The organism is Providencia rettgeri, assembly GCF_041075285.1.
GTDB lineage: Bacteria > Pseudomonadota > Gammaproteobacteria > Enterobacterales > Enterobacteriaceae > Providencia > Providencia rettgeri_G.
Window position 1 is genome coordinate 4,149,145 of record NZ_CP163512.1, and the last position, 12,949, is coordinate 4,162,093.

A 12,949-nucleotide genomic window follows, 5' to 3' on the forward strand; every position below is an offset into this window, starting at 1 on the left:
TTACCCCTTCACACACACTACTTGGCGGAGGGTATGAACAATTTCTACCAGTGATGATTGAGCGGCCATCACCGCATCAATGTCTTTATACGCCATCGGAATTTCATCAATAACATCACTGTCTTTTCGGCATTCAACGTGTGCAGTCGCTATCTTTTGGTCATTTATGGAGAAACGTTTCTTGGCTTCAGTTCGGCTCATCACACGACCTGCACCATGGCTACAAGAACAAAAGCTCTCTTCATCACCCAGTCCGCGCACAATAAAGCTTTTTGCTCCCATTGAGCCAGGAATGATCCCCATTTGGCCTTTTCGGGCAGAAACAGCGCCTTTTCGTGTTACTAAAACTTCCTCACCAAAATGTTGCTCTTTTTGCACATAGTTATGGTGGCAATTGACCGCTTCTTGTTGTGTGGTAAACGGCTTTGGAATTTCACGGGAAAGCGCTTCCAATACGCGGTGCATCATCACTTCACGGTTATGGCGGGCGAAATCCTGCGCCCAACCCACAGCTTCCATATAGTCATTAAAATGCACGCTGCCTTCTTCAAAGTACGCTAAGTCCCTATCTGGCAAATTAGCGATATGCTGTTGCATATCTTTTTGTGCCAATGAAATAAATAGGTTACCTATCGCATTTCCCACCCCGCGAGACCCACTATGCAACATTACCCACACGCGGTCTTGCTCATCCAAACACAATTCAATAAAGTGATTTCCAGTTCCCAACGTCCCTAAGTGGTTGTAATGGTTAGTTCCACGCAATTTAGGGTACTTATCACAAATACGTTTAAAATCCTCATCTAAATGCGCCCAATGGGTGTCCACAATATCCGGTGTACGATGCCAAGCCCCTTTATCACGACCATGTCGATGGGTTGTTCGTCCATGAGGTACCGCTGCTTCAATGGCAAAACGAATATTTTGCAAGCTATCAGGCAAATCAGACGCGGTTAGGGATGTACGCACGGCGATCATTCCACACCCAATATCCACCCCAACCGCCGCAGGAATAATCGCTCCTTTGGTTGGGATCACGCTCCCGATGGTTGATCCTTTCCCAACATGCACATCTGGCATTACCGCTAAGTGTTTAAAAATAAATGGCATTTTTGCGGTGTTTTGTAATTGTGTTACTGCTTTCGGGTCAACGGGAACCCCGTTAGTCCACATTTTTACCGGTACGCCACTTTCTTGAATTATTTGATTAAAGTTATTATTACTCATTGTTATTCCTTAATTTTTACCAATCCATTTAATACTTGGTCTAATCCACCGTAAACGGAAATTTGATCGATTCGATGTGCAATACTTTCTAAGGTTTCTAGCTCTTTTAAGCGCAGCGCAACAGGGTTGTTTTCCATCACTTTTGCCGTATTTAACAGTGAACGTGTGGCCGCTGTTTCTTCGCGACGGCGGATCACATTCGCTTGTGCTGATTTTTCAGCCTCGACAACTTGGGACAATATTGTGCGCATTTCACCCGGCAAAATAATGTCTTTTACACCGATGCTATCCACTTCTAAGCCAAACTCAGTAATGCTTTGTACCACTTGCGTTAGCATCAACTCATCGATTAATTGTTTGTTTTCTAATAGTTCATCAAGTGTACGGGTGCCGATGATTTCCCTTAATGAGAACTGTAATTCACGGTACAAATGCTCCACTGGCTGGCTTAATTTTGAAAATGCATGCAGCACATCTCCATAGCGCCAGTTAGCTGATAAATTAATACGCAACGTGACTTTATCTTTGGTTAAGATTTCTTGCCCATTGACTTCTAATGACTGTAAACGCGTATCAATGATATCAATTTCAGGAGTATGCTCTACGCGCCAATAACCGTGGGTACCTGCGTCGAGTAAACCTGTTATCTCACCATCAATTTTTAGTACGCCAATATGCCAAGCTGGTATTTGAGCAATTAGGCAAAGTTCGCTGCCTTTGATGCGTTTTTTTGCCGCCAAGCGTTGTGTTAATGTATCGGATAGCATCACATCACCCACTTTTTGTTTCTCTACACGCAAGGAATTTCCTGATTTCCAGTACAGACGTCGCGTTGCGGGTGATAAAATTTCCACCAAGTTATTATGTGAATATAAAAAACCGATTTCGTCATCGGATAAATCAATATCGACCCCATATGAGGCTACCCAATTTGGGTGATATTGACGAATTTGTTCAGCAAGTACAGTGTCAATGGGTTTATCAATGGTCTGTGAGCATACATCAATCACTTGAATTTCTGGTTTTTGTTTGACTGACCAAAAACCATAATTTCCCGCCTCTAATAGGCTTTTTATTTCACCGTCCACTTTTAATAAGCCTATTTGCCCTGCAAAAATTTGGGCCATCACACATAAATCACGGCCTTTAACCCCTTTTTTGTGGATCAAATGATCCGTTAGCTTATCTGTCATCGCTAAATGGGCTACGCTATGCTTTTCGATACGTAAATCATCGTTAGTTTTCCAATATAAACGGCGTGTTTGTGGGGCAATAATTTCAACTAAATGATGATGTAAATATAAAAATGCGACTTCATCATCAGATAGATTAATATCAACGCAGTATTCATTTACCCAATCCATATGGAACTGACGCAAATGGGCGGCCAATTTTTCTTCAATCGGTTCATTGTTTAATGTGAAAAATGAAACTGTCAGTTTATTGAACCAATCTTGTACGCGGTGCTCACCTGCCACTAACAGTTGTTTGAAATCACCATTTTTTGACGTTAATGCAATAAGTCCTTGAGCTACATTTATTTTTTTCATTATTTTTCCTTTTTTAATATTTATCCGGCACTGAAGAAAAAAGCGAAGTGATGAGGGGAAAAGTAGAGTGCCTAGGGGCTGTCTAAATTTCTGCTCATCACTCGGCGTAGCTCCCGAGTGGCGGATTTAAGCTTAACTTCAGCTCGTTGTTTTACGTTTTGGAGACGTTATTTTCAGGAGTCGAACCTGATAGCTAGGCTATTACCAAGGTATCTTACCGACGGCGGCATACAGACCATGTAGTGACAACAGCCACCATGTCTGCACCGGTTGAACGCGAAGTTCAGACATTTTCCGGCAGTGGATGAATTTATAATTGCCAGAAGCGTGCCAACTTTTTAAAGAATAGGAAAAATATTTTTATCTGCATGAAAAATAACAATTAATTATTTTTATTCTAAAATAAGCTTACAATAACAGCAGAAATGAATTAGCCTATTTATTATCTTTTTATATCGCATTTTATAAATTTATATAAATCATGACTGAAAAACGAAAGGTTGTAATTGGTGTACTGGGAACGGTATTGGATAGGCGGGGTAAGAGGGCCAACCGCTGGACCAAATGGCGTCCAACGGTCGGGTTGTGCCAACAGCCGAATATCAATATTGGCCGCTTTGAATTAATTCATCAGGTCAATGATTACTCGATGGCGCAGCGGGTCAAAGAGGATATTGAACAAGCCTCTGCACAAACTGAGGTGGTATTACACGAAGTGGATATCGCTGATCCGTGGGATTTTGAGGAGGTGTATACCTCGCTACTGGATTTTTCTGCGAGCTATACTTTTGATACGGATAACGAAGAGTATCTGGTACACATCACCACCGGGACACACGTGGTGCAGATTTGCTGGTTTTTATTAACAGAAGCCCATTATTTACCTGCCAAACTGATCCAAACCTCCCCCAGTGAAAAGGGCAGGGAAAAAGACCCTATTGGTATTCACACGGTGATTGACCTTGATTTAAGTCGCTACACTCATATCACTAGTCGTTTCCAAAAAGAACAACAGCAACAGGTTTCATTTTTAAAGTCGGGTATTGCGACACGTAACCGCGCATTCAATACCATGATTGAACAAATTGAACGCGTCGCGTTACGTTCAAAGGCCCCGATTTTACTTAATGGCCCAACAGGGGCGGGTAAATCATTTTTAGCACGAAGAATTTACCAGTTACGTGAAAGCCGGCACCAAGTAAAAGGGCGGTTTGTGGAAGTGAACTGTGCAACATTGCGCGGCGATAATGCGATGTCCACATTGTTTGGTCATGTAAAAGGGGCATTTACGGGGGCGATTAATCCACGAAAAGGGCTATTAAAAGAAGCCGATGGCGGCATTTTATTTCTTGATGAAATTGCGGAGCTTGGGCTAGATGAACAAGCCATGTTGCTAAAAGCCATTGAAGAGAAAAGTTTTTTTCCTTATGGTGCAGATGAAGAAATTCACAGTGATTTTCAATTAATTGCGGGGACTCATCGCAATTTGGCGCAGCAAGTGGAAGAGGGTAAATTCCGTGAAGACTTGTTTGCCCGTATTAATATGTGGACCTTTGCTTTGCCCGGTTTGCGTGATCGCCGTGAGGATATCGAACCGAATATCGATTATGAACTGGTGAAATTTAGCCAAGACGCACAACATCAAATTCGCTTTGATAGCGAAGCCCGTGACCTGTATGTGAAATTTGCCTGCTCGGAACAAGCGCTATGGCGCGGCAACTTCCGTGAATTAGGTGCATCAATTAGCCGTATGGCAACCTTTGCTGAAAAAGGGCGAATAACTCGGTCGGTAGCCGAAGAGGAAATAGTTCGGTTGCAGACGCAGTGGCAAATAAAATCGAGTAATATGTTGCCTGAACAAATTGGTGAAATTGATTTATTCGATCAACAACAACTGGTCACGGTACTGGATGTGTGCCGCCGCTCTTCATCCCTTTCAGAAGCCGGACGCACGCTGTTTGCGGTGTCTCGGCAACAGAAAAAACAACCCAATGATGCGGATAGGCTGCGAAAATATTTAGCCAAGTTTGGGCTGGATTGGGAACATATTCAACAGATAAAGAAGAGACAGTAAAAGGAACAAAAACATGGAGTTAACTTTTCTAGGAACCAGTGCTGGTGTGCCGACAAAAGAGCGCAATGTTACCAGTATGATATTAAATTTGGTCGGTATTCGTAAAAGCTACTGGCTCTTTGACTGCGGAGAAGGCACGCAGCACCGTATTCTTAATAGTCCATTTAAAGCGCCAAAAATTGAGAAAATATTTATTACCCATTTGCACGGTGACCATATTTTTGGGCTGCCGGGGTTGTTATGTAGCCGTTCAATGGGGGGAGCAACGGAACCATTAACCTTATATGGGCCAAAGGGACTCAAGCAATATATTGAAACGGTGTTGTCTATTAGTGTGTCTTATATGACTTACCCTCTTGACATTATTGAGATTGAGGCTGGTCAATTGTTTGATGATGGCGAGTTAATTGTCACTGCGTATTCCCTTGATCACCGTGTGGAATGTTATGGCTATCGTATTGAAGAGCATGCCAAAAGTGGGGCATTAGATGCGAACAAATTAGCGCGTGATAACATTCCGCGAGGCCCGTGGATGCAAGCACTCAAGGCAGGTAAAACCATTACCCTTGAAGATGGCCGTATGGTTAATGGCGCGGATTATCTTGGTGAGCCGATTCCTGGCAAAGTTATTGCCATTTTTGGGGATACCCAACCGACTCCGCAAGCACTGGAACTTGCAAGAAATGCGGATGTCATGATCCATGAAACGACTTTAGAAGCGGAATTTGCGGAAAAAGCGAATGAACGCGGTCATTCAACAACACAACAAGCGGCTGAATTAGCGCGCGAAGCGGGAGTAAAACGTTTTATTGCGACTCACTTGAGTGGGCGCTATACAAGTGAAGATATTCCAAGGTTATTAGCGCAGTGCCAATCTGTGTTCCCTGCAACTGAAATCGCAGAAGATTATTTGACCGTGAAAATCTAGCCTAAGCGGGCAAGATATTGTCCGCTTAATCTCTTGATGATTTTAATAAATCACTTTCACAAACCCATTGCGGCAATAGGTTTCATATTCATCGGAAAGCTGCCTGTTTGTGACTATCACATCAAATTGTGATAATTCCCCCATATTGGCGGTCGCCACTTCATCAAATAAGTTATAAGGGGCGAGTAAAATCTTACGAATAGATTTTTCCATCGCTTTTTTCTTCATGGGTAAATCATCAATATTATAACAGGTTACGCCATACGTACCGTGAACACCTGCGGCGGAAATAAAAGCTTTTCTGGGGTTAATTGAGTCGAGTAGAGAAGGCAACGAAGGGTTGTAAAATGAATCACTTTTAGGGCGATATTCACCACCGCACAATAACGCGGTGGCATTTTTTTTCTGGCTAAGTGCAAGAAAAACGTTATGGGAATAACAAATCCCCGTAAAGCTGATTTCTTCAGGGATCAGGGAAATTAATGTTGCCATTTCAATGCCATTATCAAAGAAGATCACGTCATCCTCAGTCACCATGCTAGCGGCAAGATTGGGAATATAGAGCTCTTCGGTTTGATCTGGCGTGAAAATATCGGCTTGCTGCTCTTGGGTTACGAGGTTAGCGGGTCGGGTAACAGAAACAATATAGCCACCAAGGAGTGACATAGGGATAGGGCCTTCCGTATCTGCGCTAAGGTCTCGGCGAATGGTCATTTCAGACACTTCGAGTATCCTAGCAGCTTCTTTAAGATGAATACGTCCTGAACGTTTCAAACATTCACTTAAGCGGCGAAGGCGTTCTTTTTGTTTAGTTTCTATCACCCTACAATCCTTTTATGAGATACAAAATTAGCGCGGCTGGGCCGCGCTCCATCATTTAGTAGTCGCTTGGCTTGGTTGCTGTTCCTGTGACAATCGCCACACTGGCGCTTGCGCCAATGCGGTTTGCACCGGCTTCAATCATTTTAATTGCCGTTTCACGATCACGTACACCGCCGGAGGCTTTCACACCAACTTCACTGCCAACGATGTTGCGCATTAAAGCAACATGATGTTCAGTGGCACCCATTGTACTGAAACCTGTTGAAGTTTTCACAAAACCAACGTTAATTGTGCGGCAAATTTCACAAACTTGTGTAATTTCTTCATCAGTTAACAGGCAATTTTCTAAAATAACTTTTAATGTTGCACTACCACAGGCGGCAAATACGGCTTCAATATCTTTGCGGACGAAGTCTAAATCGCCACTTTTTAACATGCCCACGTTAATCACCATATCCACTTCATCCGCACCGCGGCGCACAGCTTCAGCAGCTTCAAAGGCTTTTGCTTCTGTTAAACAAGCACCTAATGGGAAGCCTACCACACAGCAAACTTTTACGTCGCTGTTTTTTAAGAGCTCACTGGCTAAAGGAACATAACCGCTATTTACACATACGGAAGCAAAATGGTGTTCAGCCGCTTCTGCACATAATTTTGTGATATCACTGACAGTCGCATTAGCCGCGAGTAAAGTGTGATCAATATACTTTGCTAAGTCTTGCATTTTCAACTTTCCTATATAAATGTGGGATAGACAACAAAGAATGAGGAAATGTGGTAGATGTAACACTTGATCATTCATTAATCGAGATCCTAATCACAAATGATATTTTTGCAACATGATAATGTTACTATCATATCATTATGTGATTTATTTAACACGAGGGGTATCATGGATATAGCAGTTATTGGTTCAAACATGGTTGATTTGATCACTTACATCGATCAAATGCCAAAAGAAGGCGAAACGTTAGAAGCGCCCGCTTTTAAAATTGGTTGTGGTGGTAAAGGGGCGAATCAGGCGGTGGCCGCTGCTAAACTCAATTCAAAAGTGATCATGTTAACCAAAGTGGGAGATGATATTTTCGCGGATAATACGATCCGTAATTTGGAATCTTATGGCATTAACACCCGTTATGTGGAAAAAGTACCTTGCACGTCAAGCGGTGTCGCCCCTATTTTTGTTAATCAAAACTCATCAAATAGCATTTTGATCGTCAAAGGTGCGAATAAATTTTTATCCCCAGAAGACATCGATCGTGCGGCAGAAGATCTGAAAAAATGTAAGTTGATCGTGCTGCAATTAGAAGTGCAGCTTGAGACGGTCTACCACGCGATTTCATTTGGTAATAAACACGGGATCCCTGTCTTGCTCAACCCAGCACCCGCGCAACGCTCCCTTGATCTGGATTTTGCTTGTCGCTGTGATTTCTTTGTGCCGAATGAAACAGAATTAGAAATTTTAACCAATATGCCAGTAGACACGATGGATAACGTCCGTAGTGCGGCGCAGTCTCTGCTGGATAAAGGACTCAAAAATCTCATTGTGACCTTAGGGGAAAAGGGCGCTCTGTGGATGACTCGCGATAGCGAGTTATATATACCGGCAATCAAAGTGAATGCCATCGATACAAGTGGTGCGGGGGATGCCTTTATTGGTTGTTTCTCTCATTACTATGTACACACGGGGAATATTGAAGAAGCACTGAAAAAAGCAGTGATGTTTTCTGCGTTTAGTGTGACAGGGAAAGGGACTCAATCTTCTTATCCAAGTGTTGAGCAATTCAATGAATTTGTACAAATCAACACCTCAAACACATAGCTAATTAATAAAACTCAACGTAGCTGTATACCCTTTGACGTATTAATCCGCCATTAGAGCTGAATAGATACTCATCGGGTATAAATTATAAAAATATAAGGGTTACTATGAACATTAAGAACATCACTCAGTTACCTGATGGGTACCTGAGTCGGACTCCTCTATTCCAATTTATCCTACTATCGTGCTTATTCCCATTGTGGGGATGTGCCGCAGCATTAAATGATATTTTAATTACCCAGTTTAAAAGTGTCTTTGAACTCAGTAACTTCGCATCGGCTTTAGTACAAAGTGCATTCTATGGCGGGTATTTTTTAATTGCGATCCCGGCCTCTTTGGTGATCAAAAAAACCAGTTATAAATATGCGATTATGGTGGGGTTAATTCTCTATATTGCGGGTTGCAGTATGTTCTTCCCCGCCTCCCATATGGCAACTTACACGATGTTCTTGGCGGCAATCTTCGCAATTGCTATTGGTCTAAGCTTCCTTGAAACCGCAGCAAACACCTACAGTTCAATGATTGGTCCTAAACAGTACGCCACATTACGTTTAAATATTAGCCAAACTTTCTACCCAATCGGTGCGGCGGGTGGGATCTTACTCGGCAAATATTTAGTGTTTTCTGAGGGGGATAGTTTACAAAGCCAGATGGCAGGGATGAATGCTGAACAAATCCATGAATTCCGTTTAGCAATGCTGGAAAACACGCTAGAACCTTATCGTTATATGATCATGGTACTGGTGGTGGTGATGCTCCTCTTCCTAATCACTAAATTCCCTAAATGTAAGGTTGCAGAAACGCAAGACCATAAGCGCCCATCTGCATTGGATACGCTCAAGTATTTAGCAAAAAATAGCCGCTTTAGGAAAGGGATCATTGCTCAATTCTTATATGTGGGGATGCAAGTTGCGGTGTGGTCCTTCACTATTCGTTTAGCGCTGGAAATGGGCGATATTAACGAGCGTGATGCATCTAATTTTATGGTGTATAGCTTCGCGTGTTTCTTTATTGGTAAGTTTATCGCCAATATCTTAATGACTCGCTTTAATGCAGAAAAAGTCCTGATTATTTATTCGGTAATTGGGGCACTATTCCTGATTTATGTTGCATTTATTCCGAGTTTCACAGCGGTCTATGCAGCGGTGATGGTGAGCATTCTGTTTGGACCTTGCTGGGCAACAATTTATGCAGGCACACTGGATACCGTCGATAACGAACACACCGAAATGGCGGGAGCGGTGATTGTGATGGCAATCGTTGGTGCCGCAGTGGTGCCTGCTATTCAAGGTTATGTGGCTGACGTACTCCACTCTTTGCAACTTTCTTTCTTAGTTTCCATGCTGTGCTTTATGTATGTTGGTATTTACTTCATTGGTGAACGCCGCTTTAAAGCAAAACAAGACGCTAAATAATGCCGACCTTGGGTAGCGTTAGCTACCCAATTTCCTTGATTAACCGTGAGTATGAAAATGAATACACGAATTCCTCTTCACAAAAGCGTATTTACGGAAAACCCGACGCTTATTCTTAAAAATGACCAGTTCACTGCCACTGCATTTCGTTATCACACTGGCGTGGAAGCTTTACGTATTGAAAACCAGCAAGGTTACTTAACGATTTTGCCTTTTTTAGGGCAAATGATTTGGGATGCAGAATTTTGTGGCCAAAATCTGAAAATGGAAAATATGTTTTCAGCCCCCAAACGGGTACCTACAGTGATTGAAACCTACGGGTGTTTTGCTTTTCATTCAGGTTTAATCAGTAATGGTTGCCCTTCACCAGAGGATAATCATCCCCTGCACGGCGAAATGCCTTGTGCAACAATGGACAGCGCATGGTTAGAGCTCACTGAAAACAGTGTAAAAATGTGTGGTGAATATGAGTATGTGATGGGGTTTGGTCATCATTACCGCGCTGCGCCGTTTGTTTTGTTAAAGGCAAATAGCGCATTATTTGATATTCATATGTCGGTGACTAACTTAGCATCCGTTCCTATGCCCCTCCAATACATGTGCCATATGAATTATGCCTATGTGGATAATGCAACACTGACGCAAAATATCCCTGAGCATGGGATTAAGCTGCGTGAGTCGATACCAGGGCATGTTCAACCAACAGAGAAATGGCTCGAATTTAATGACGCGTTGAAATCTGGAAAAGTCACGTTAAATCAGCTAGATCAGCCACAGATGTGTGATCCTGAAATTGTCTTCTTTATGGATAACCTTAGCCAATATACGGCAAATCCTGTGTTTAGAATGACATCGCCTGCTGGAGATACCTTTATTACGCAATTTAAATCTAGCGAATTGAACTACGCGACTCGTTGGATTTTATACAATGGTGACCAAAAAGTCGGGGCGTTTGTATTGCCAGCCACATGTCGACCAGAAGGTTTTTTAGCGGCGAAAAAGAGCCAAACCTTGATGTGGTTAGATGCAGGGCAAACTCGTGAGTTTACGGTCACGACTGGTGTTGAAAAGTAGTTTTTTACCTGAAGAGGCAGCATATTGCTGCCTCTCAGACTGCTGACAAACCGATTAGGTTTGCCAGCAGGTTGGATAGATTTTGAAAATAAACAAGGAAAATCAATATATTGATTTTCGTCTGATAACACAAAGTGGGAAAAACCACGCTTTTATCCCACTTTGTCAACAACCTGAAGAGGCAGCATATTGCTGCCTCTTACTCATATTGTTGGCATTCTTCCTCTAAATCAGCGAGCAGTGCTATCGCATCATAAATAGGTGTTTTTTCCCCATCAGGCTGCATTGCCAGCGCGACCTTAATATTGGCTTCATGCATATCGGGTAAAATTTCTGTCATTAAGTGATCAAGGGTAAACGGCATAGGCACCAAATTTGACCACTCACCTGTTAAATACAACTCCACATACGCTTTCGCAGGCCAAAGAGGAAGAGAGAGGCATTTATTATCATCCCATGTGGTGACGAGGTTTTTTCCATCACCGATACTCCAAACTTGCTGCCAATCGGCGATTTTACCGACAAAATAGCGGTATTTTTGTGAAGGACTTAAAGCCAAAACGTTATGAATTTCTTTCTTATTAGGGGAAAATATTGGGTTATTCATTATTAGATGGTCTAAAAAGTAATTGATAATTATTGGGAAAATAATATTTAGAATTGTTATCTTAGTAATAAGATAACGTAAAACAATGCACAGCAAAATGATTAAAAAATATCTATCAGATGAATTTTAGGGCGGTTAGAGATGATAGAAGTATTACTTGAAAAATATGCCATTGGCATGACAATAATCGCAGCATGTCTCATGCTGTATGTCTTTTTCGAGATATTCCACAAACGACGTAAACATAAGCATAAACATAAAAGCATTATTATTCATATTATTCAAACAGCTGCACTTTGTTTCGTGGTTATCGTTGCTGCGCAGTATGTGGACATGGCCGCGGCAGATTTTGATTTGCATTTTATTTCCACCCCGTTAGTTAATTTTATTACTATCGCATTGATTGCGTTAATTTTAATGCGAAAACTGTTCCAACTTGCTAATCGGTTAGAGAAGGCTCAAATTAAAAAAGGCAGTGATCCGACTTCCGCCCGTATTGTCGCTCGTGTATTTAAAACGACCGTGTTCGTTATTATGGTACTGCTATTTGGTGAGCACTTTGGCATGAGCCTGTCAGGGCTAATGGCGTTTGGTGGTATTGGCGGTATTGCTATTGGTATGGCAGGTAAGGATATCTTGAGCAACTTTTTCTCAGGGTTAATGCTCTATTTTGACCGTCCATTTAACATTGGGGACTGGGTCAGCTCACCAGACCGAAATATTGAAGGTACGGTTGTGGAAATTGGCTGGCGGATCACTAAGATCATCACGTTTGATCATCGACCATTGTATATTCCCAATTCGGTATTTTCGTCCATTAGTGTGGAAAACCCTGGGCGCATGACTAACCGTCGTATCAAAACGGAATTAGGCTTACGTTACGAGGATTCCGATAAAATTGGTGCGATCGTTGACGATATTCGCACAATGTTGCAGCAAGATGAAAATATCGATACTAGCCAAACCCTATTAGTGTATTTTGATGCGTTCGCAGATTCTTCGTTAAATATTATGGTGTACTGCTTTACCAAAACCACCGTTTGGGCGGAATGGTTAGCAGCACAGCAGGAAGTCTATTTAAAAATAATTGAGATTGTTAAGCGTCACGGCGCAGATTTCGCATTCCCTTCTCAAACATTGTATGTGGAAAAAAACCACTAAGCTCCCATACAGGATAAATTGACCGACTGATTTCATAGATTATTGTTATTAGTTGGTCATTTTATCTATCTATTTTTGTTTTTCTGATTTTATATTTGGCTAAGGGCGTAGAGGGGTGGGAATATTTTTATGCTATTAACCAGTGGCTTATAAACAATATTCGACTTCGCGGATTTTCCGTTTTTTTACCGCAGTGCAAATCATTCCAATTCCCTGATCTATCAAGTATATTGACCGCTTCTTTTCCTCAGCTAACTAAGAGCCAGACT

At 42.0% G+C, this 12,949-nt stretch carries 11 protein-coding genes; 6 read left to right on the plus strand and 5 right to left on the minus strand.

What is annotated here, in order from left to right:
- Both AB6N04_RS18955 and AB6N04_RS18960 read right to left on the minus strand, forming a co-directional pair.
- Window positions 1-1,227, minus strand: coding sequence for an RtcB family protein (locus tag AB6N04_RS18955; RefSeq protein WP_369309770.1), 1,227 nt, complete (start codon window positions 1,225-1,227; stop codon window positions 1-3).
- Between the two features lie 2 nt (window positions 1,228-1,229).
- Window positions 1,230-2,354 (minus strand): slipin family protein, encoded by a 1,125-nt coding sequence (locus AB6N04_RS18960; protein WP_369312188.1) that lies wholly within the window; start codon window positions 2,352-2,354, stop codon window positions 1,230-1,232.
- Between the two features lie 904 nt (window positions 2,355-3,258).
- Between AB6N04_RS18960 and rtcR the strand changes: the two genes are divergently transcribed.
- Both rtcR and rnz read left to right on the plus strand, forming a co-directional pair.
- Window positions 3,259-4,851 (plus strand): RNA repair transcriptional activator RtcR, encoded by a 1,593-nt coding sequence (rtcR, locus tag AB6N04_RS18965; RefSeq protein WP_369309771.1) that lies wholly within the window; start codon window positions 3,259-3,261, stop codon window positions 4,849-4,851.
- Window positions 4,852-4,864: 13 nt separating this feature from the next.
- Window positions 4,865-5,779, plus strand: coding sequence for a ribonuclease Z (rnz, locus tag AB6N04_RS18970; RefSeq protein WP_369309772.1), 915 nt, complete (start codon window positions 4,865-4,867; stop codon window positions 5,777-5,779).
- 42 nt (window positions 5,780-5,821) lie between these two features.
- On the opposite strand, the gene deoR is transcribed toward rnz, so the two are convergent.
- Together deoR and deoC are read right to left on the minus strand one after the other, a co-directional pair.
- Entirely contained in the window at window positions 5,822-6,601 is a 780-nt protein-coding gene (gene deoR, locus AB6N04_RS18975) for a DNA-binding transcriptional repressor DeoR (RefSeq protein WP_369309773.1), read from the minus strand.
- A gap of 55 nt (window positions 6,602-6,656) precedes the next feature.
- Window positions 6,657-7,325 carry a deoxyribose-phosphate aldolase gene (deoC, locus tag AB6N04_RS18980; protein ID WP_369309774.1) on the minus strand — a complete coding sequence of 223 codons (669 nt, stop codon included), beginning with the start codon at window positions 7,323-7,325 and terminating at the stop codon, window positions 6,657-6,659.
- 168 nt (window positions 7,326-7,493) lie between these two features.
- On the opposite strand from deoC, the gene rbsK reads away from it, so the two are divergent.
- From rbsK to AB6N04_RS18995, 3 genes are all read left to right on the plus strand, one after another.
- Entirely contained in the window at window positions 7,494-8,423 is a 930-nt protein-coding gene (gene rbsK / locus AB6N04_RS18985) for a ribokinase (RefSeq protein WP_369309775.1), read from the plus strand.
- A gap of 107 nt (window positions 8,424-8,530) precedes the next feature.
- Window positions 8,531-9,838, plus strand: a complete 1,308-nt coding sequence (fucP, locus tag AB6N04_RS18990; protein WP_369309776.1) for an L-fucose:H+ symporter permease — start codon at window positions 8,531-8,533, stop codon at window positions 9,836-9,838.
- A gap of 57 nt (window positions 9,839-9,895) precedes the next feature.
- Window positions 9,896-10,912, plus strand: coding sequence for an aldose 1-epimerase family protein (locus AB6N04_RS18995; RefSeq protein WP_369309777.1), 1,017 nt, complete (start codon window positions 9,896-9,898; stop codon window positions 10,910-10,912).
- A gap of 199 nt (window positions 10,913-11,111) precedes the next feature.
- Here the strand turns inward: AB6N04_RS18995 and AB6N04_RS19000 are convergent, their stop codons facing one another.
- Window positions 11,112-11,519, minus strand: coding sequence for a DUF2750 domain-containing protein (locus tag AB6N04_RS19000; protein WP_369309778.1), 408 nt, complete (start codon window positions 11,517-11,519; stop codon window positions 11,112-11,114).
- Between the two features lie 141 nt (window positions 11,520-11,660).
- On the opposite strand from AB6N04_RS19000, the gene AB6N04_RS19005 reads away from it, so the two are divergent.
- Window positions 11,661-12,680: a mechanosensitive ion channel family protein gene (locus tag AB6N04_RS19005; RefSeq protein ID WP_369309779.1), complete on the plus strand. Its 1,020-nt coding sequence runs from the start codon at window positions 11,661-11,663 to the stop codon at window positions 12,678-12,680.
- Window positions 12,681-12,949 lie beyond the last annotated feature (269 nt).